The organism is Flavobacterium artemisiae (assembly GCF_042678225.1).
GTDB lineage: Bacteria > Bacteroidota > Bacteroidia > Flavobacteriales > Flavobacteriaceae > Flavobacterium > Flavobacterium artemisiae.
Genome location: NZ_JBHUDZ010000001.1, coordinates 149,633 through 168,330, shown reverse-complemented (window position 1 = coordinate 168,330; position 18,698 = coordinate 149,633). Strand labels below are relative to the sequence as shown.

21 protein-coding genes are annotated in these 18,698 nt (G+C 33.7%); 16 read left to right on the top strand and 5 right to left on the bottom strand.

The window, feature by feature from the left end; all coding sequences use genetic code 11:
* Positions 1 to 83: 83 nt before the first annotated feature.
* Entirely contained in the window at positions 84 to 299 is a 216-nt protein-coding gene (locus ACFSC2_RS00755) for a hypothetical protein (protein WP_379817341.1), read from the top strand.
* A 36-nt stretch (positions 300 to 335) separates the two neighbouring features.
* Here ACFSC2_RS00755 and ACFSC2_RS00750 read toward each other — a convergent pair whose 3' ends face one another.
* A complete protein-coding gene (locus ACFSC2_RS00750; RefSeq protein ID WP_379817340.1) occupies positions 336 to 926 on the bottom strand; it encodes a riboflavin synthase in 591 nt (196 codons plus the stop codon).
* A 57-nt stretch (positions 927 to 983) separates the two neighbouring features.
* On the opposite strand from ACFSC2_RS00750, the gene pdxA reads away from it, so the two are divergent.
* The 12 genes from pdxA (at position 984) to ACFSC2_RS00690 (ending at position 9,466) form a co-directional block, all read left to right on the top strand.
* Positions 984 to 2,033 (top strand): 4-hydroxythreonine-4-phosphate dehydrogenase PdxA, encoded by a 1,050-nt coding sequence (gene pdxA, locus ACFSC2_RS00745; protein ID WP_379817339.1) that lies wholly within the window; start codon positions 984 to 986, stop codon positions 2,031 to 2,033.
* 105 nt (positions 2,034 to 2,138) lie between these two features.
* Positions 2,139 to 2,678 (top strand): YceD family protein, encoded by a 540-nt coding sequence (locus tag ACFSC2_RS00740; protein WP_379817338.1) that lies wholly within the window; start codon positions 2,139 to 2,141, stop codon positions 2,676 to 2,678.
* A 9-nt stretch (positions 2,679 to 2,687) separates the two neighbouring features.
* Entirely contained in the window at positions 2,688 to 2,882 is a 195-nt protein-coding gene (rpmF, locus tag ACFSC2_RS00735; protein WP_008465217.1) for a 50S ribosomal protein L32, read from the top strand.
* Between the two features lie 173 nt (positions 2,883 to 3,055).
* Positions 3,056 to 4,054 (top strand): beta-ketoacyl-ACP synthase III, encoded by a 999-nt coding sequence (locus ACFSC2_RS00730; RefSeq protein WP_379817337.1) that lies wholly within the window; start codon positions 3,056 to 3,058, stop codon positions 4,052 to 4,054.
* A 23-nt stretch (positions 4,055 to 4,077) separates the two neighbouring features.
* A complete protein-coding gene (accB, locus tag ACFSC2_RS00725) occupies positions 4,078 to 4,563 on the top strand; it encodes an acetyl-CoA carboxylase biotin carboxyl carrier protein (protein ID WP_379817336.1) in 486 nt (161 codons plus the stop codon).
* A gap of 108 nt (positions 4,564 to 4,671) precedes the next feature.
* Positions 4,672 to 6,021: an acetyl-CoA carboxylase biotin carboxylase subunit gene (gene accC, locus ACFSC2_RS00720; protein ID WP_379817335.1), complete on the top strand. Its 1,350-nt coding sequence runs from the start codon at positions 4,672 to 4,674 to the stop codon at positions 6,019 to 6,021.
* A gap of 344 nt (positions 6,022 to 6,365) precedes the next feature.
* Entirely contained in the window at positions 6,366 to 6,662 is a 297-nt protein-coding gene (locus ACFSC2_RS00715) for a hypothetical protein (protein WP_379817334.1), read from the top strand.
* Positions 6,663 to 6,741: 79 nt separating this feature from the next.
* Entirely contained in the window at positions 6,742 to 7,038 is a 297-nt protein-coding gene (locus tag ACFSC2_RS00710) for a hypothetical protein (RefSeq protein ID WP_379817333.1), read from the top strand.
* Between the two features lie 30 nt (positions 7,039 to 7,068).
* A complete protein-coding gene (locus ACFSC2_RS00705) occupies positions 7,069 to 7,359 on the top strand; it encodes a hypothetical protein (RefSeq protein ID WP_379817332.1) in 291 nt (96 codons plus the stop codon).
* 17 nt (positions 7,360 to 7,376) lie between these two features.
* A complete protein-coding gene (locus ACFSC2_RS00700) occupies positions 7,377 to 7,670 on the top strand; it encodes a PepSY-like domain-containing protein (protein ID WP_379817331.1) in 294 nt (97 codons plus the stop codon).
* Positions 7,671 to 7,685: 15 nt separating this feature from the next.
* Positions 7,686 to 7,982, top strand: a complete 297-nt coding sequence (locus tag ACFSC2_RS00695) for a PepSY-like domain-containing protein (protein WP_379817330.1) — start codon at positions 7,686 to 7,688, stop codon at positions 7,980 to 7,982.
* Positions 7,983 to 8,110: 128 nt separating this feature from the next.
* Positions 8,111 to 9,466: a sigma-54-dependent transcriptional regulator gene (locus ACFSC2_RS00690; RefSeq protein WP_379817329.1), complete on the top strand. Its 1,356-nt coding sequence runs from the start codon at positions 8,111 to 8,113 to the stop codon at positions 9,464 to 9,466.
* A 14-nt stretch (positions 9,467 to 9,480) separates the two neighbouring features.
* Here the strand turns inward: ACFSC2_RS00690 and ACFSC2_RS00685 are convergent, their stop codons facing one another.
* Together ACFSC2_RS00685 and ACFSC2_RS00680 are read right to left on the bottom strand one after the other, a co-directional pair.
* Positions 9,481 to 11,925, bottom strand: a complete 2,445-nt coding sequence (locus ACFSC2_RS00685; RefSeq protein WP_379817328.1) for an ATP-binding protein — start codon at positions 11,923 to 11,925, stop codon at positions 9,481 to 9,483.
* 175 nt (positions 11,926 to 12,100) lie between these two features.
* A complete protein-coding gene (locus ACFSC2_RS00680) occupies positions 12,101 to 14,002 on the bottom strand; it encodes a S9 family peptidase (protein ID WP_379817327.1) in 1,902 nt (633 codons plus the stop codon).
* Positions 14,003 to 14,228: 226 nt separating this feature from the next.
* Here ACFSC2_RS00680 and ACFSC2_RS00675 point away from each other — a divergent pair, with 226 nt between their 5' ends.
* Genes ACFSC2_RS00675 through ACFSC2_RS00665 form a run of 3 tightly spaced genes read left to right on the top strand, consistent with a single transcriptional unit; the run spans position 14,229 to position 17,072 of the window.
* Positions 14,229 to 15,341: an NAD(P)/FAD-dependent oxidoreductase gene (locus ACFSC2_RS00675; protein ID WP_379817326.1), complete on the top strand. Its 1,113-nt coding sequence runs from the start codon at positions 14,229 to 14,231 to the stop codon at positions 15,339 to 15,341.
* Positions 15,341 to 16,126 carry a monofunctional biosynthetic peptidoglycan transglycosylase gene (gene mtgA, locus ACFSC2_RS00670; RefSeq protein WP_379817325.1) on the top strand — a complete coding sequence of 262 codons (786 nt, stop codon included), beginning with the start codon at positions 15,341 to 15,343 and terminating at the stop codon, positions 16,124 to 16,126. The genes ACFSC2_RS00675 and mtgA overlap by 1 nt, the downstream gene beginning before the upstream one ends.
* Positions 16,110 to 17,072, top strand: a complete 963-nt coding sequence (locus tag ACFSC2_RS00665) for a lipid A deacylase LpxR family protein (RefSeq protein WP_379817324.1) — start codon at positions 16,110 to 16,112, stop codon at positions 17,070 to 17,072. Before mtgA ends, ACFSC2_RS00665 begins: the two co-directional genes overlap by 17 nt.
* 167 nt (positions 17,073 to 17,239) lie before the next feature.
* Here ACFSC2_RS00665 and ACFSC2_RS00660 read toward each other — a convergent pair whose 3' ends face one another.
* Together ACFSC2_RS00660 and ACFSC2_RS00655 are read right to left on the bottom strand one after the other, a co-directional pair.
* Entirely contained in the window at positions 17,240 to 17,809 is a 570-nt protein-coding gene (locus tag ACFSC2_RS00660) for a hypothetical protein (RefSeq protein ID WP_379817323.1), read from the bottom strand.
* A gap of 94 nt (positions 17,810 to 17,903) precedes the next feature.
* Entirely contained in the window at positions 17,904 to 18,662 is a 759-nt protein-coding gene (locus ACFSC2_RS00655; protein WP_379817322.1) for a leucine-rich repeat domain-containing protein, read from the bottom strand.
* Positions 18,663 to 18,698: the final 36 nt, after the last annotated feature.

The window sequence follows — 18,698 nt, the reverse complement described above, 5'->3', positions numbered from 1 at the left end:
TTTCGTTAAAAAGTAGTTTTTGTCCGAAATTTCTATTAGTGTATTTATTAACTAAGTATTCTGTTTATCAGCAGGTAGAGTTTATGAAGAAATTACAAGCCCCATTTCTATTAATTGCTTTAGTATTACTAAATTTTTCTGTCGCTTTTGCGCAAGATCTGCCAGATCCAGATAGTCCTGGAGTTCCGGTAAATCCAGGAATTCCAATTAATGAAAATATTGTTTTCTTAATGATAGCGGGTACCGCTTTAGGAATTACAGTTCTGTATAAAAATAAAATAAGAAAAGCTTCAGTTTAATCTGAAGCTTTTTTTATGATCAAAAAAGTTTAATGACTATTTATTAATAGCGTAAAGTCTTGAGATGTATTTTCCGATAACATCAAATTCAAGATTGATTTTTGTTCCAACTTTAAAATCTTTGAAGTTGGTGTGTTCGTAAGTGTACGGAATAATTGATACGCTAAATTCGTTTGTTTTAGAATTTACGACTGTCAAACTCACTCCATTTACTGTGATTGAACCTTTTTCAATAGTAATATTGTTGAGGTTTTTGTCATATTCAAAAGTATAATTCCAGCTTCCGTTTGCTTCCTCGATCTTAATACAAGTTCCTGTTTGGTCTATGTGACCTTGTACTATATGACCGTCGAGACGATCCCCAAGTTTCATTCCTCTTTCTAAATTGACAATATCGCCAGTATTCCAATCGCCGATATTAGTTTTTAAAATCGTTTCGTCAATTGCAGTTACGGTGTAAAAAGAATCGTTTATTGCGACAACCGTAAGGCAGATTCCGTTATGCGAAACGCTTTGATCTATTTTTAATTCATTTGTTATTGAAGATTCAACTGTAATGTGAAGATTGTTTTGATCTTTTCGTATTTCGTGAATCCTTCCAAGGGTTTCTATAATTCCTGTGAACATTGTGGTTTTATTTTACTAAATTTGCACATCAAAATTAGTAATAAATACCCTGAGCTCATGAATAAAAAAGCAGAAAATATAATTGTTGGAATTTCGGTTGGAGATCTTAACGGTATTGGAAGCGAAGTTATTTTGAAAACATTCGAAGATTCTCGTATGCTGGAAATGTGCACGCCGGTTATTTTTGCAAATGCTAAAATACTTTCTTTTGTTAAAAAAAGTTTTACATCGACTGTACAGTTTCATGGAGTTGATAAATTGGATCAGGTGCTGCCGGGTAAAGTAAATGTCTTTAATCTTTGGAGAGAAGGAGTAGATATTAATTTTGGAAAAAATGACGAGAAAATAGGAGAGTATGCCATAAAATCTTTTACAGCTGCAACAAAAGCTTTAAAAGACGGTGATATTGATGTTTTGGTTACGGCTCCTATAAATAAATACAATATTCAGTCAGAAGATTTTAAATTTCCAGGGCATACTGATTATTTAGATCAGCAGTTAGAAGGAAATGCTTTAATGATGATGGTACAGGATAATTTGAGAGTGGGTTTAATCACAGATCATGTTCCGTTGAATGATGTGGCTTCTCATTTAACAGAAGAATTAATTACTAAGAAAATCGAAACCATTAAAAAATCTTTAATTGAAGATTTTAGCATCGTAAGACCGAAAATTGCAGTTTTAGGAATAAATCCGCATTGTGGAGACGGCGGTGTAATCGGAAAAGAAGATGATTTGATTTTAAAGCCAGTTCTGAAAAAAATATTTGATGCCGGTACAATGGTTTTTGGGCCATTTCCTGCAGATGGCTTTTTTGGAAGTGCTCAATATGAGAAATATGACGCAATTGTAGCGATGTATCATGATCAAGGTTTAATTCCGTTTAAAACATTGTCTTTTGGTAAAGGAGTGAATTATACAGCGGGTTTAAATAAAGTAAGAACTTCTCCTGACCACGGTACAGCCTATGATATTGCTGGAAAAGATATGGCAGATTACAATTCATTTAAAGAAGCAGTATATCTTGCGATCGATATTTTTCGCTCGCGTAATCAGTATGAGGAGATTAGCCAAAAACCTCTTAAAATAAAAGAAAAACAGTTATAAACAAAAAAAGGTGAATAAGATTATTAGATTTATAATAATTTTATATCTTTGCACCCCAATTCGGATATCTAGTTTTAGAACCGAATTGTTCAAATTGATGTTGAAATGAGCAAATTAAAAGAATTTTTAATTCCTTTCGTAGGATTAAAACTAGGAAAACACCATTTTGAGTATCAGATAAGTAATGAGTTCTTTGAGAACTTTGAGTATGATGAATTTCAAAATTCAGCAATCAAAGTAGATTTAGTTTTAGACAAGAAAAGCACAATGCTTGAGTTAGATTTTAAGCATAAAGGAACTGTAAATGTACCTTGCGATCTAACAGGAGAAGATTTTGATCTTCCTATAAAAGGGAAAATGAAATTAATTGTTCGTTTTGGAGATGAATTCAATAACGATAATGAAGAGCTGTTAATCTTGCCTCATGGAGAATTTGAGTTAGATGTTTCACAATATATTTATGAAATGATCGTGCTATCTGTTCCATCAAAACGAGTTCATCCAGGAGTAAAAGACGGAAGTCTTCAGACAGAAGCTTTAAATAAGCTGAATGAATTAAGAGTCAAAGAAGAAAAAGTAGAGAATAAAGAAGAAGATATTGACCCGCGTTGGGAAAAATTAAAGAAACTATTAACGGATAAATAATATAGTAAAATGGCACATCCTAAGAGAAAAACCTCGAAAACAAGAAGAGATAAAAGAAGAACTCACTACAAAGCTACTGTAGCTCAAATCGCTACATGTCCAATTACTGGAGAGGCACATTTATACCACAGAGCTTACTGGCATGAAGGTAAAATGTACTACAGAGGACAAGTTGTGATCGATAAATCTGAAGCGGTTGCTTAATACGTTTTTCTAAATTATACTAGAACTCTCACTTCGTGAGAGTTTTTTTTGTTGGTTATAATTTTTGTTTTTTAAGAAAATATAGACAAATTCGCTTCGTTTTTTTTTGTAATTTTCGAGTCTTTTAAAAATTTTTCAAATACAAAATATTTGAAAGGAAATAATAGAATATAATGAATACAATCACAGCCGCAATTACAGCTGTTGGAGGCTATGTTCCAGACTTTGTACTTTCGAACAAAGTTTTAGAAACAATGGTCGACACTAACGACGAATGGATTACCACTCGTACTGGAATTAAAGAAAGAAGAATTCTTAAAGATGCTGATAAAGGAACATCGTACCTTGCTATAAAAGCAGCACAAGATTTAATAGCCAAAGCTAATATTGATCCTCTTGAGATTGATATGGTGATAATGGCGACAGCAACGCCAGATATGATGGTGGCTTCTACAGGAGTTTATGTTGCAACAGAAATTGGAGCAACAAATGCATTCGCTTACGATTTGCAGGCTGCTTGTTCAAGTTTCTTATACGGAATGTCTACAGCGGCTGCTTATGTGCAGTCTGGACGTTACAAAAAAGTACTTTTAATAGGTGCAGATAAAATGTCTTCGATCGTAGATTATAAAGATAGAGCAACCTGTATTATTTTTGGTGATGGAGCGGGAGCGGTTCTTTTTGAACCAAATTATGAAGGCTTAGGTTTACAGGATGAATATTTAAGAAGCGATGGAGTTGGACGTGATTTCCTTAAAATTCCAGCTGGAGGTTCTTTAATCCCGCCTACTGAAGAAACAGTAAGAAACAGACAGCACAATATTATGCAAGACGGAAAAACTGTTTTCAAATATGCTGTAACAAATATGGCTGATGCCAGCGAATTGATTTTGCAAAGAAATAATTTGACAAATCAAGATGTTGACTGGTTAGTGCCGCATCAAGCTAATAAGCGTATCATTGACGCTACTGCAGGAAGATTAGAACTTGAAGAAGATAAAGTATTGGTAAATATCGAAAGATATGGTAATACAACTTCAGGAACACTTCCTTTAGTGTTAGCTGATTTTGAAGGCAAGTTCAAAAAAGGAGATAATGTTATTTTTGCTGCATTTGGTGGTGGATTCACTTGGGGATCTATTTACTTGAAATGGGCTTACGATAAGAAATAAATTAAAACTAAAAACGAATCATTATGGATTTAAAAGAAATTCAAAACCTAATCAAATTTGTTGCAAATTCGGGCGTTGCAGAAGTGAAGTTAGAAATGGATGATGTAAAAATCACGATCAGAACAACTTTAGAAACAAATGTAACTGAGGCAACTTACGTACAGCAATTACCAGCTCAGGCTGCTTTACCTCAAGCGGTAGTTCCGCAAGTTACTGCTCCAACAGTTGTAAATGTAACTCCAGAAGCACCAGCTGCTAACGATTCTAAATATATTACTATAAAATCTCCAATCATTGGTACATTTTATAGAAAACCATCTCCAGACAAACCAGTTTTCACAGAGGTGGGAAGTACTATTGCAAAAGGAGATGTTCTTTGTGTAATTGAAGCAATGAAATTATTCAACGAAATCGAATCAGAAGTTTCAGGTAAAATCGTAAAAATTCTAGTTGACGATATGTCTCCAGTAGAATTTGACCAACCTTTATTCTTAGTTGATCCATCATAAATAAATTTAGATTTTAGATTTTAGATTTTAGAATGGCTCGCATCGAATATTGTTAACCATCTAAAATTATCTAATTATCGAATTGTCTAATTATCTAATTAAAATAAGATGTTTAAAAAAATATTAATTGCGAATAGAGGAGAAATTGCACTTCGTGTAATTCGTACCTGTAAGGAAATGGGAATTAAAACTGTTGCGGTTTATTCTACAGCCGATGCAGAAAGTTTACACGTTAAGTTTGCAGATGAAGCGGTTTGTATTGGACCTCCTCCAAGTAACTTATCGTATTTGAAAATGTCAAATATTATTGCTGCTGCAGAAATTACAAATGCAGACGCAATACATCCAGGTTATGGATTTCTTTCTGAGAATGCTAAATTCTCAAAAATTTGTCAAGAGCATGGAATCAAATTTATTGGTGCCGCTCCTGAAATGATCGACCGTATGGGAGATAAAGCTTCTGCAAAAGCTACAATGAAAGCAGCAGGAGTTCCTTGTGTACCAGGTTCAGACGGATTACTTGATTCTTATGAGCATGCACAAAAAACAGCTGCAGAAATTGGTTATCCAGTTATGATGAAAGCTACTGCTGGTGGTGGAGGAAAAGGAATGCGTGCTATCTGGAAAGAAGATGAGCTTTTAAAAGCTTGGGAAAGTGCGCGTCAAGAAGCGGCTGCAGCATTTGGAAATGACGGAATGTACATGGAGAAACTTATTGAAGAACCACGTCATATCGAAATTCAAGTAGTTGGAGATGCATACGGAAAAGCTTGTCACCTTTCTGAAAGAGATTGTTCTGTACAACGTCGTCACCAAAAACTTACTGAAGAAACACCTTCACCTTTCATGACAGACGAACTTCGTACAAGAATGGGAGAAGCTGCTGTAAAAGCTGCTGAATTTATTAAATATGAAGGTGCTGGAACTGTAGAATTTTTAGTTGACAAACACAGAAATTTCTATTTCATGGAAATGAACACTCGTATCCAAGTAGAGCACCCAATTACAGAACAAGTTATTGATTATGATTTGATCCGTGAGCAAATTATGGTGGCAGCGGGAATTCCAATCTCTGGAAAAAACTACCTTCCAGAATTACATGCTATCGAATGTCGTATTAATGCTGAAGATCCTTACAACGATTTTCGTCCTTCACCAGGAAAAATTACTACGCTTCATATGCCAGGAGGACACGGAGTTCGTTTAGATACTCACGTATATTCTGGTTATAGTATTCCGCCAAACTACGATTCTATGATTGCTAAGTTAATTACAACAGCGCAGTCTCGTGAAGAAGCAATCAGTAAAATGAGAAGAGCTTTGGACGAATTTGTAATCGAAGGTGTGAAAACAACAATACCTTTCCACAGACAATTAATGGATGATCCAAAATATATTGCAGGAGATTATACAACTGCATTTATGGATACATTCAAAATGAATTCAATAGAGGAATAATATAAAGGCTGTCAATTTTTGGCAGCCTTTTTTCTTTTATAAGTACTTGAGAAATTCCAATCATTAAAAATTCCAAATCTCAAATCTAGAGTTTTTTAATCTTCAACGTTGGAATTTGGAATTTAAAATTTGGAATTTCACCACAAGGTTACACTTTAAGTGTATACTTATTACACACTTTATCTGCCCGTTACACACTTTTTCTTTTTTAATGTTTTAATGAGTTTTTAGTAAAAGCCTTTAAATATAGGCTTTTGCATAGTTTGGCACAGTTCTTTTCTTTTGCGGCATAATAATTTCATTACCTAAAGCGTAAACAACTATTAATCTTAAATATATACGTTATGAAAAATTTATTTTTATCAGCCGCAATTGTCTTAGGAGGTTTAACTTCATTCGCTTCAACAACACAAGTAAATAATACAATCGTAAAAACGATTTCTGTTGCAGACGAATACACAGAAATTAAATTAGAAGAATTACCAGCAGCTATTACAGAGTCTTTGAAAAAAGCTTATCCAGATGCAGTAATTACAAAAGCATATAAAAACGAACAATCACAGTACAAACTAGATGTTACTGTTGGTGACAAAGTTGGAAACCTTTTTGCTAATGCAGACGGAACTTGGATTCAAAAATAATAGTATTCAATAAAGATTCAGATGAAAATCCAGATCAAGAATACTAAAATTAAGTTAACAACATTAAAATACAACTATCATGAAAAATTTATTTCTATCAGCCGCAATCGTTTTGGGAGGTTTAACATCATTTGCTTCAACTTCGCCAATTTCAAATACAATCGTTAAAACAATTTCTATTCAAGACGAATTTACAGAAATTAAAGTAGTAGAAGTTCCTACAGCTGTAACAGACGCACTTAAAAAAGCATATCCAGACGCAGTGCTTACAAAAGCATTTAAAAATACAAAATCTGAATATAAGCTTGAAGTAACTGTTGGAGATAAAACAGGAAATCTTTTTGCTAACGCAGACGGAACTTGGATTAAAAAATAACTGAATAACTAACCCTTTAAAACTATTACTATGAAAAAGTTAATCTTATCGGCAGCAATTGTTTTAGGCAGTTTGTCGATGCACGCAGAAACCGCTGTTATTACTAATGAAATTGTAAAAACAGTTAATGATCAGGATGGATATAAAGAAGTGGATGGCGTTCCAGCTGCTGTTAAAAAATCTTTAGATGAGGCTTATCCTGGTGTAGTGCTTGAAAAAGCATGGGTAAATGATAAAAAAGAGTACAAAATTGAGGTAACCGTTCGAGGAGAAAAATCGATCGTTTACACAGATGCTACTGGTAAAATTCTTCAAAAATAATTTTAAACCACTATATTATGAAAAAGTTAATCTTATCAGCAGCGATTGTTTTAGGAACTTTGACGGTTAATGCCGCAGTTCCTCAAACAATCTCAATGACTCAATCAGTATTTGCTCAAGATGAATTTACTGAAGTTGCTTTAGATGCTGTTCCAGCAGCGGTAAAATCTACTGTAGAAAAATCGTTTCCAAACACGAAGCTTGAGAAAGCTTACAAAAACGATAAAAACCAGTACAAACTGGAAATTTCGACAGGTGATAAAAAGTATACTGTATTTACAGATGCTTCAGGTAATATCATCAAGAAATAATTAATATACAGCATTATGAAAAAGCTAATCTTATCAGCAATTGTTCTCTTAGGGGCAGTGTCGATGACAAATGCGTCGACAGTTTCTCAAGAAGTTAAGGTAACGACTATTTCTGTTCAGACAGAATATACAGAAGTTACCGCAGATGCTGTACCTGCAGCTGTAAAAACAGCTTTGCAGACTGCTTATCCAGGAGCAAAATTGGATAAAGCATTTGTAAACGAAAAAAAAGAGTACAAACTCGAAATATCAGTTGGAGACCAAAAGGCTACTGTTTACTCAGATGTCAATGGTAACTGGTTGAAAATATAATTAGGTGAATTTAGATTTATGTTTTTGGTGAAAAAGAGATTGCGACGTGCAATCTCTTTTTTTTTTGATAATTTTATGAAAAGACAAGTTTAATAGTATTATTTTAGCAAAAAAGTCAATAAAAGCAAATGCCCAAGATATTACTGATAGAAGATGACATCGCGTTTTGTAAATTATTAGAAAAATTTCTAGTCAAAAAAGCGTACGATGTAACGATTGCTTTCTCTGCTGCAGAAGCACGTGTTGCTGTTAAAAACGAATCGTTTGATTTGATTTTGACAGATCTTCGTCTGCCTGATTCTGACGGTATTGGATTGATGTCTGAATTTAAAAATTCGTATCCACATATTCCAGTAATTTTAATGACTGGTTACTCTGACGTAAATACTGCCGTAAAGGCAATAAAAAATGGTGCGGCAGATTATATCTCAAAACCTTTTAATCCAGATGAGGTTTTATTGGTTATTACCAATGCACTTCAAACACCTCAAATTCAAGAGGAGGAAGAAGTTCCTGTTAAACAAAAGAAAGCAGTTAAAAAACAAGCTTCAGGAGAGAATGAATTTGTGAAAGGAATCTCTGTAGCGTCAAAAAAACTTCTTGATCATATTCAATTAGTAAGTCCGACCGATATGTCGGTTTTGATTATCGGCGAAAGCGGAACGGGAAAAGAAATCATTGCCAAAAGTATTCATCAGCAAAGTAATAGAAAGAACAATAATTTTATTGCAGTAGATTGCGGTGCGATTCCGAAAGAATTAGCGGCTAGTGAATTCTTCGGGCATTTAAAAGGATCTTTTACTGGAGCGATAAGCGATAAAATGGGATATTTTGAAGCGGCAAATGGCGGTACTTTATTCTTGGATGAAATTGGAAACCTTTCATACGAAAATCAAATTCAGCTTTTAAGAGCACTTCAAGAGAGAAAAATTAAACCTGTTGGAAGTAATAAAGAAATAAACGTCGATATACGCATTATTACGGCTACAAACGAAGATTTGCGCGAGGCAGTAAAAAACGGCGATTTTAGAGAAGATTTATACCATAGAATCAACGAATTCTCTATTCAGTCTCCATCTTTAAAAGATCGTGATGAAGATTTAATGGTTTTTGCTGACTATTTCTTAGAAAAAGCCAATCAGCAATTAAATAAAGACATTATCGGATTTTCTCCAGAAGTGGTTTCTATTTTTCAGAATTACAGCTGGCCTGGAAATTTACGCGAACTTCAAAACTGTGTAAAACGCGCGACTCTTTTATCTCGCGGTGAATTTATTGAAAGTGACGTATTACCAGCAGAATTTTTTCAGATTCAGAAACAAACACCAGCAAGCGGCAGTTTTTCATTATCTGATAATGAAAAAGACGCTATTATTCATGCTTTGTCAAAAGCGCAGAACAATAAATCGGAAGCGGCAAAACTGCTTAAAATCACCAGAAAGACACTTTACAATAAATTGAAACAATATAATATAGAACAATAAACTTTAATTGTTTTCTAAAGTAATTCTTGTTTCAGCGATTCAAACAAAACAGCAGTTTTTGTGATCAAATCTTTGTAGACGTTCCTTAGTTCGCTCATTTTATATTCGTCTTTTTCGATTTTTTTCAAAGTATCACCAATTTCTCGCGCTTCAATTTGCTTGAACATTGGCGCAATTCTATGCGCGATAGATTTAATTTCTTCAACGTTTTTATCATTAATAGCTGTTTCTAAAAGCTCTAAATTATCAATACTACTTTCGATAAAAGATTTTATAACCTCTTTTAAGGCACTTTCGTCCTGTCCTAAAAAGTCTTTTAAGGTATCCAAAGAATACAATTGTAAAGTTTCTGACTCTTCCATTTCATTTATTTCAACATCTGGCAATTCTTCATTATCCAAAATATGCTGAATAGTTTCTAATAAAATTTTTGGAGAATATGGTTTTTGAACAACAGTCGTAAAACCAGCTTCTTTATAAATCGAAATATCCAAATCTGTTCTGCCCGTAAGTGCAATTACAGGTTGATTTTTATAAGGAATACTTTCAGATTTTTTCAATTGTTCTAAAAACATGAAACCATCAATTTCTGGCATTTGAATATCCGTAATCACAAAATCAAAAGCGGTGTTCTGAATTGTTTCTAATGCTTTGACCGCATTGCTAAATGCCAATACCTGATGATTTTCTTGTTTTAAAACGCCGCTGGTTAAATTCAGAAGATTGATGTCGTCATCGACTACTATAAATGTCTGTTTTTTAGTGTTTTTGTATAATGGTTTTTGAGTATCAATTGTAATGTCTGCAGGGGTGCTGTTATCGAATAATAAAGGAAGCTGAATTTCAAATGTACTCCCTTTTCCGAATGTACTTTCTAAACTCAATTTTCCTCCCAAAATAGAAATAATCTTTTGGCAGATCGACAATCCTAAACCGGTGCCGCCGTATTTTTTTTCGATGCCTTCGTTTGCCTGCGCAAATTCTTCAAAAACCAATTTCTGATTCCCTTTTTCAATTCCGATTCCAGAATCTTCAATCGAAATGGTAAAGAATTGTTCGTTAATCGGGTAAGCGATAATTTTTATATGTCCTTCTTCGGTAAACTTATAAGCGTTTCCGATAATATTGGTCAAAATTTGTTTTAAACGAAAAGGATCGCCTACAATTCGTTTGTTCAATTGATCATTAACATTAATTATAAGGGAAATGTTTTTGTGTTTATAAACGGTCTGAATGTTTTTGGCCACATCTTCTATAATTTCAGGAAGAAGAAATGGCACTTTTTCTACAGAAATTTTTCCAGCTTCTATTTTAGAAAAATCCAATAAATCCTGAACCAGCTGCGTAATATATTCGGATGAATTTTTTATATTTTTGATGAAATACAATTGTTTGGTATTAACATCTGAATTTCCTAAAAGTTCAGAATAACCGACAATCGTACTTAAAGGGGTTTTTAAATCGTGACTTACCGTCGAGATCAATTGTTCTCGGCTTTTCAATAAATTTTTGGTTTTGAAATTGGCAATTTCGAGCTGTTTTTTATAGAGATGTGATTTTGAATAATCGCTTACAATTAATATAGAAAAGAAAATGGTCAACAATAAGCCAATTACAGCCGAAGCCGTAACGATTTCATTAATTCTTTTTAATGATTTTTCTTTTAATGAATTGTTCTTGATAGAATTATTGATGATTTCCCTTTCAATGATTCGAAGCACTTTTCGAAGCTGATCCGAAATAGCAATTTCGTTCTGAAGCAGTTTATTTTCTTCAAAGTTTAGGGATTCTTTCTTTTTTTCGGCCTTCAGTTTTACAGAACTTAAAAGCTTTTTCGAATTCGCTAAAATAGAATCCGAGGCTTTTTTACTAAGTGTATTCGTGCTGTCGTCGGGAATATTTTGATTTAAATAATCAACATAACGTTGTAATACGCCGCGTTGATAACTTCCGAGTTGATTAGGGTTTTTTGTAAAATCCTCTAATTCAAGTTTTCGTAAATTAAACTCCATTTTGGTGATTTCGTCAATGGCGTTGTTTACAGAAGTTTCGTCATCGGCTTTGTTTTTTATTTCCCTTAATTGTTTGATGTTTTCTGATTTTTCCGAAAGCAGAAACGAAACAGTGTCCAAAAGTGTTCTTTGATATTCTGTCGAGGCAATTTGTTTTAAACTATCAATTCGAAGACGAAGAGAGTCGCTTTCGATAAGATAATTTTTGAAATCTTTTGGAGAATTGGTCTGAATGGTTTGTCTTGCCAAACCTTCTGTTTTATAAACATTAGAAAAAAGTTTGCTGACTCTTAAAATTTTCGTTTTTTCAAGTGCAATCTTATCTTCCAGTTTGTTGTAAACTACATATTCAGAATATAAAAACCATCCTACAGTTACCACCAAAGCTAATAAAGCAACATAACTGAATAAAACTTTGAGTGCGGTGTAACTTCTTTTGGTTTCCATATTTAATGTAGATATTTGGGGATTTCGGCTTTTATAAATTATTGCAATTTATCTAAAAAAATCTATTTTAGAAACAGTACAACTACGTAATTATGTTACATAATTGCTATGTTTTCAAAACAAAACAGCCGTAGATTATATAAATCTACGGCCGTTTTTTATCTTTTAAAATGAATTATAAAGTCTCGTCTAACCATTTAAAGAATTCTCCCTGCCAAACCTGAGCGTTTTGTGGATGTAAAACCCAGTGATTTTCGTCTGGAAAATACACAAAACGGCTTTTGATTCCTCTTAACTGCGCAGCCTGAAAAGCTTCTTGTCCCTGTCCGATTGGCACACGGTAATCTTTTCCGCCTTGGAAAATCAAAATTGGTTTATTCCAGTTCTGAACCAAAGTTGCTGGGTTAAACACAGTATAAGCTTTTTGAGCTACTGCATTATCTTTTTCCCAATATGCTCCGCCAAAATCCCAGTTGTTAAAGAAAACTTCTTCTGTAGTTCCTAACATACTTACAGTATTGAAAACTCCATCGTGAGCGATAAATGTTTTGAATCGGTTTTTGTGAATTCCTGCTAAATAAAATACAGAATATCCTCCGTAACTAGCGCCAACACATCCTAAACGACTTTTGTCAACATACGATTCTTTAGCAACATCATCAATTGCAGAAAGGTAATCGTCCATAACTTGTCCGCCCCAGTCTTTACTGATTTTTTCGTTCCATTCTACACCATGACCTGGCATACCGCGACGGTTTGGTGCCACAACTACATAACCTTTAGCAGCCATTAAAGAAAAATTCCAACGGAAAGAATACGATTGTGTCAATGGAGATTGAGGTCCGCCTTGACAGAATAATAAAGTTGGGTATTTTTTTGAAGCATCAAAATTTGGAGGAAGGATTACCCAAACCAGCATTTTTTTACCGTCTGTTGTAGTAACGTAACGTTTTTCTATTTTGCTTAAAGTTAATGTTTTGTACGTTTCAGTATTAACATTAGTCAATTGTTTCCAAGTGTTTTTCTTCAAATTATAAGAGAAAATTTCACCTGCATGATTCATATCAGTTCTTGTCGCGATAATATCGTCTCCAGCAAAACCAACTAAATCATTCACATCAAAATCACCATTTGTTATTTGACGAACATTGATTGCGATTTTAGTTAAACCAGGGAAATTAACAGAAAAAAGTTGTTTTGTTCCGTCAACAGGCGCTACAAAAAATACCTTTTTACCGTCTTTACTCCAGATAAAATTATCTACAGTTCCGTCCCAATTTGCTGTTAAGTTTTGTTTGATTCCTTTAAAATCAACAATAATATCGTTTTTGTCCGACTCGTAACCGTCGCGTTTCATTTGCAGCCAAGAAAGATTTCCTGTTGGCGAGAATTGCGGCGCAGTATCGTAACCTAAATTGTCTTCGGTTCTATTTATTGTTTTTTGAGTTTCTAAATTGTACTCGTAAATATTAGTGTTGGTAGAAGTTGCATAAGCCGTTCCAGCTTTTTTCTTAGACACATAAAAAATGCTTTTGCTGTCTGGAGACCAGATATAATCTTCATCTCCGCCGAATGGTTTTTGAGGCGAATCAAAAGTTTCACCTTTTAGGATGTCAATTCCTTTTGCACCGTCTTTGTTTTCTTTATAAAAAACGTGATTAAATTTACCTTCGTTCCAAGTATCCCAGTGACGGTAATCTAAACCGTCATAAATCTGAGCATCCGATTTTGTTAAGTTTGGATAAAAATCTTTTCCTAGAACTTTTTCAAGTTTTACTTCTTCATTATAAACCAAAAATTTTCCGTCTGGCGAAATATTTTTGTCAGCCAAAATATCTTTTGTGTCTTTAATTTCAACTGCATTTCCTCCTGTAACAGGAATGGTGTAAATTTTGGAAGTCGATTTGTTATCTTCAATCGAAGGAGTAGAAACTTTAAAAACTACATTTTTCGCATCTTTAGAAATACCAAGAGGTGTTACTCTTCCTAATTTCCATAACAATTCTGGCGACATTACATTCTGTCCGATAGCGTTTAAACCCATCATTATTAAAGTTGTTAATAATACTTTTTTCATAATAAAAATTCTATTTTTTGTGGGCTAAAAATACAACAATTAAATTCCAATAAATTGTTAAAATTCCAAATTCCAAACTGTCACGTTGACATCTCAAGTAACATTTTTAATTTAGAGTTTTTAAATTAAATCTGGTTTTGGAATTTTATAATTGGAATTCAAGTTAGTTTTGTAATTTAACCCAAGATTGGAATTTGGAATTTAAACATTGGAATTTATTAAAAAAATGGAACTAAGTTATTGGGAACTTAAAAATTGGTTTACGAACGTAGATTACACAATCGTCGGCAGTGGCATTGTTGGTCTGCATACGGCATTACGCTTGCGCGAAAGATTTCCGACGGCTAAAATTCTGGTTTTAGAACGCGGCATATTACCACAGGGTGCAAGTACAAAAAATGCTGGTTTTGCTTGTTTCGGAAGCCTTTCTGAAATTCTAGAAGATTTAAAAACTCATACCGAAGAAGACGTAATTGCTTTAATCGAAAAACGCTGGAAAGGATTGCAGTTGCTTCGAAAAAGATTAGGAGATCAAGCAATAGATTTTAAACCGCACGGAGGTTACGAATTGTTTTTGAAAGAAGATGAATTTGGTTTTAATGATTGCATTTCGAAAATTCCGTTTATAAATGAAGTTTTAAAACCACTTTTCAAAGCCGATGTTTTTGCTAAAGAAGTAGATCGTTTTGGGTTTGAGAATATTAATGAATATTTGATTTTTAATCCGTTTGAAGCGCAGATTGATACCGGAAATATGATGCAGGAATTATTAAAACAAGCTGTAGCGGCAGATATTTTAATCCTAAATCAACAGACGATTACGTCATATTCTGATTTAGGAAATAAAGTAGAAGTGGCGCTGCATGATTTTAGTTTTAAAACTCAAAAATTACTTTTTGCCACAAATGGTTTTGCCGAATCATTGACAAAAGGAGCCGTAAAACCAGCACGAGCTCAAGTTTTAATAACCGAACCAATTGATGGTTTGGATATTAAAGGAACTTTTCATCTGGATCGCGGTTATTACTATTTTAGAAATATCGGAAATAGAATTTTATTAGGAGGCGGCAGAAACCTTGATTTTGAAACTGAAACGACAACAGAATTTGGACAGACGAAAATTGTTCAAAATAAATTGGAAGATTTGCTGAAAAATGTAATTTTACCAAATCAGAGTTTTCAGATAGCGCACCGATGGAGCGGTATTATGGGAATCGGAAATAGTAAGAATCCTGTTGTCTCACAACTTTCTGAAAACGTATTCTGCGGCGTACGTTTGGGCGGGATGGGAGTAGCAATAGGAAGTTTAATAGGAACAGAATTAGCAGATTTAATATAATGGCAGCACCCAAAAAACCAGCACCTAAAAAACCAGTAGCAACCAAACCAAAACCTAAAACAGCTCCTAAAAAAGGAAAACGCTCTTTGGGTGAAAGAATAAAATGGTTTTTTATAAAAGCTTCTTTGTGGTTTTTCGGAATATCTATCGGATCGGTTATATTTTTTAAATATGTTCCGGTTCCGTTTACGCCTTTAATGTTAATTCGTGCCATCGAAAATAAAATGGATGGCAAAGAAGTTTATTTTGACCACGACTGGGAGCCTATTGAAAAAATTTCGATGAATTTGCAAAAAGCAGTTATTGCCAGTGAAGACGGAACTTTTCTAACGCATAACGGTTTCGATTTTAAAGCACTTCAAAAAGCCTATAAAAGCAACGAACGCGGAAGACGAATTCGAGGTGGAAGTACCATTTCGCAGCAAACAGCAAAAAATGTGTTTTTATGGCAGGGTAAAAGTTATTTCCGTAAAGGTCTGGAAGCTTATTTTACCGTTTTAATCGAAATTATCTGGGGCAAAGAACGTATTATGGAGGTTTATTTGAATAGTATCGAAATGGGCGATGGTGTTTATGGCGCGTATGCCGCAACAGAACATTGGTACAGAAGAGACGCGTCAAGTTTAACGCCGATGCAGGCGGCCGGAATTGCAGCAATTCTGCCAAATCCTCGAAAATTTAAAGCAACGGGATCTTCAAGTTATATTAATAGAAGAAAAGAAAGAATTGTTCGCGAAATGCGTTACGTTGGAAAAAAAGTAAATTACAATGGTAAAGAAAAGTAAAAAAACACTTTTTGCTTTTCTAATTTTAACAGTAACGTTGACTTTTGGACAAGGAAAAACTTCTGAAATAGGTTTTATTACCGATAATGATTTATACACATCGTCTAAAAATGATATGTATTATACAAACGGTTTAGAGTTGTTTTATCGCTATTTATCAAAAAATGATAATCCGAAGATCAATAAAAAAATAACCGAATTTCGTGTTGGGCAATATTTATACAATCCGAGATTTATAAATGAAACTGCGGTTGATATTAACGACAGGCCTTTTGCAGGCTATCTTTTTGCCGAAGCAGGAAAAAGTTTTTTCTATCAAAGTGAATCTGTTTTAAAGACCGATTTTCAAATTGGTTTTGTCGGACCAAATGCACTCGGACAAGATTTACAGGAAGGTTTTCATAAAATTATCGGCTATAAAAAAGTCTATGGCTGGGAAAACCAAATTCATAACGCGCTAGGACTTCAGGCGCATGTGATGTATTCTAAAAAATTGTTTCCTTCAAAACACAATGATTTTATAGATCTTCATTGGCAGTCAGAAGCAAATTTGGGAACTATTTTTACAGGAGTTTCAACAGGATTTATGACTAGAATTGGATTTAAAAAATTACTTCCGATTTACGATTCCAGTCTTCATGATGCATCGGTAAATGCGAATGCGCAGCCTGATATTAGAGAATTCTATTTCTATGCAATGCCAAGTGTCAATTATCAATTTTATGATGCCACGATAGAAGGAAGCATGTTTAACGATACAAGTCCGATTACTTTTGATTTGGAACCCCTTCGTTTTAATGCCGAAGCTGGATTGAAATATCGTTACAATAGTTTTAATATTTCGTATTCTTTCATATACCGTGGCAGAGAATTGAATGATCCAGGAATTGATACGAATTCTGGATATTTTTATGGTTCGATTCGATTGGGATTTTTGTTGAGGTAAATTGAAAATATGAACTCTCAAGTTATGCAGTTTGTCATTTCGAGGAACGAGAAATCTTCATAAGAAACTCCACAAAGTTTGATTTTGATTGAAGAGTTGCTCGCGAAGATTTCTCGTTCCTCGAAATGACAAAATAAAAGATAATTTCTTTTCTTACAGTTTAAAAGTTAATCCAAATTATCCAAATCCATTTCTTTACTCAATTGATCCCATTTATTATTTAGGAATTCTTTAGTTTCTTCGATAAATTTTGGATCGGCATCTTTTAAAACCTGCACTTTTGGACTTAATACCGCTTTTCCATTTTCAAAATATACATAAGCATTTACACCATTATCGCCCCAAAAGAAAGGAAAAACAATTGCTTGGTTCTCTGGGCTTTCGCTTACATATTTTTCTAAACTGATGATAAAAGCAAACATCGGAATCATTTCGACATAATTTTCGCTGAAAAACATCATTCCCCAATGCCATTCTTCTTTGGCTTCATCATAATCAGAAAAAGCCATTGCTTCAGGATAATCGATCCAGCCGTCGACAACTTCCTTATTATTTTCGTCATTATAATTACGAAGAAGTTCCTGCGTTAAAACTGATTTAGAATACATCTTTCGGCTTTCCCAAAAAATTAACCAATTTTCATTGAGCTGCGGTTCTTCGAGCGGACTGTTTAGAAATTTTTCGAGCTGTGGTTTTGTAATTTTGACTTTGCAGTATAATGAGCTTAATTCGGACATGATTTAGATTTTGTTGACTGTTATTTTTATTACAAATAAACTTTAGTATCAATTTTTTTATGGATTTACTGTGTTAAGCTTTGATAATCAGATGTTATTTATCCCAAATTTTACGAACCAATTTTATTAATGAGTTTTTACCTTTAATCTCATTTTCTTGATTTTTAATTTCTTCAAGCGAGACTGTTTTTTTATTTTCAAATTCCCATTCATCGTCGTTTGGCTGTTTTAAACCTGCTCCTCCTTTATGCGGATTTGGAATATAACCATTTGGAGGCTGAGGCAGTTTTTCTTCACATTCTTTCGAGCATAAATTGGCTAACAAAGGTAGATTATCGGTACCGACTCTTACTGTAATCCAAAGTTGGTTTGTCTCTTCATAACTTATTTCTGTTTTACAAATACTGCATTTAACGGTGGAGCTTTCGTATCTTACAGGATTATGATCCAGTAATGGAAATCCCATTCTATTTTTATAATTTCCATACAACGTTCTAGTGCTTACTCTGCTGTCTTTTAAATTTTTGCAATTTGTAATCTCGTAAGGAAACCAATGAAGATCATAAGAGGTGTACGGATCAAAATATTCAAGCGATTCCATTTCTCCAATTTCGGGTGGAATACGTTTTAATTTACTTCCATATAACCATATTTTCTTCACTTTTTTAAGTTTTGAAATGGTTCCAGGCAATGTATAAATCTGCGAATAAAGTTCGTTTCCTAATGCTTCTAAAGGGGAAAATTCTTCGAGATTTTCAGCTTCAACTTTGTCTATATATTCGCAGAGTTTGTGCCAGGCTTCAGAATTTTTGTCTTGAACATTATTTTTTATTCTTGAAATTCTATTATTCATTAAATCTTATTTTTAAAATCAAAAATTTCTAAAAAA

Bases quoted from the DNA above. Each gene is read 5' to 3' on its own strand.
- ACFSC2_RS00740 (WP_379817338.1), top strand. From the start codon at position 2,139: ATGAGCAAATTAAAAGAATTTTTAATTCCTTTCGTAGGATTAAAACTA.
- ACFSC2_RS00710 (WP_379817333.1), top strand. From the start codon at position 6,742: ATGAAAAATTTATTTCTATCAGCCGCAATCGTTTTGGGAGGTTTAACA.
- accB (WP_379817336.1), top strand. From the start codon at position 4,078: ATGGATTTAAAAGAAATTCAAAACCTAATCAAATTTGTTGCAAATTCG.
- ACFSC2_RS00685 (WP_379817328.1), bottom strand. From the start codon at position 11,925: ATGGAAACCAAAAGAAGTTACACCGCACTCAAAGTTTTATTCAGTTAT.
- ACFSC2_RS00730 (WP_379817337.1), top strand. From the start codon at position 3,056: ATGAATACAATCACAGCCGCAATTACAGCTGTTGGAGGCTATGTTCCA.
- accC (WP_379817335.1), top strand. From the start codon at position 4,672: ATGTTTAAAAAAATATTAATTGCGAATAGAGGAGAAATTGCACTTCGT.
- ACFSC2_RS00655 (WP_379817322.1), bottom strand. From the start codon at position 18,662: ATGAATAATAGAATTTCAAGAATAAAAAATAATGTTCAAGACAAAAAT.
- pdxA (WP_379817339.1), top strand. From the start codon at position 984: ATGAATAAAAAAGCAGAAAATATAATTGTTGGAATTTCGGTTGGAGAT.
- ACFSC2_RS00715 (WP_379817334.1), top strand. From the start codon at position 6,366: ATGAAAAATTTATTTTTATCAGCCGCAATTGTCTTAGGAGGTTTAACT.
- ACFSC2_RS00755 (WP_379817341.1), top strand. From the start codon at position 84: ATGAAGAAATTACAAGCCCCATTTCTATTAATTGCTTTAGTATTACTA.
- rpmF (WP_008465217.1), top strand. From the start codon at position 2,688: ATGGCACATCCTAAGAGAAAAACCTCGAAAACAAGAAGAGATAAAAGA.
- ACFSC2_RS00660 (WP_379817323.1), bottom strand. From the start codon at position 17,809: ATGTCCGAATTAAGCTCATTATACTGCAAAGTCAAAATTACAAAACCA.
- ACFSC2_RS00665 (WP_379817324.1), top strand. From the start codon at position 16,110: ATGGTAAAGAAAAGTAAAAAAACACTTTTTGCTTTTCTAATTTTAACA.
- ACFSC2_RS00705 (WP_379817332.1), top strand. From the start codon at position 7,069: ATGAAAAAGTTAATCTTATCGGCAGCAATTGTTTTAGGCAGTTTGTCG.
- ACFSC2_RS00690 (WP_379817329.1), top strand. From the start codon at position 8,111: ATGCCCAAGATATTACTGATAGAAGATGACATCGCGTTTTGTAAATTA.
- mtgA (WP_379817325.1), top strand. From the start codon at position 15,341: ATGGCAGCACCCAAAAAACCAGCACCTAAAAAACCAGTAGCAACCAAA.
- ACFSC2_RS00695 (WP_379817330.1), top strand. From the start codon at position 7,686: ATGAAAAAGCTAATCTTATCAGCAATTGTTCTCTTAGGGGCAGTGTCG.
- ACFSC2_RS00680 (WP_379817327.1), bottom strand. From the start codon at position 14,002: ATGAAAAAAGTATTATTAACAACTTTAATAATGATGGGTTTAAACGCT.
- ACFSC2_RS00675 (WP_379817326.1), top strand. From the start codon at position 14,229: ATGGAACTAAGTTATTGGGAACTTAAAAATTGGTTTACGAACGTAGAT.
- ACFSC2_RS00750 (WP_379817340.1), bottom strand. From the start codon at position 926: ATGTTCACAGGAATTATAGAAACCCTTGGAAGGATTCACGAAATACGA.
- ACFSC2_RS00700 (WP_379817331.1), top strand. From the start codon at position 7,377: ATGAAAAAGTTAATCTTATCAGCAGCGATTGTTTTAGGAACTTTGACG.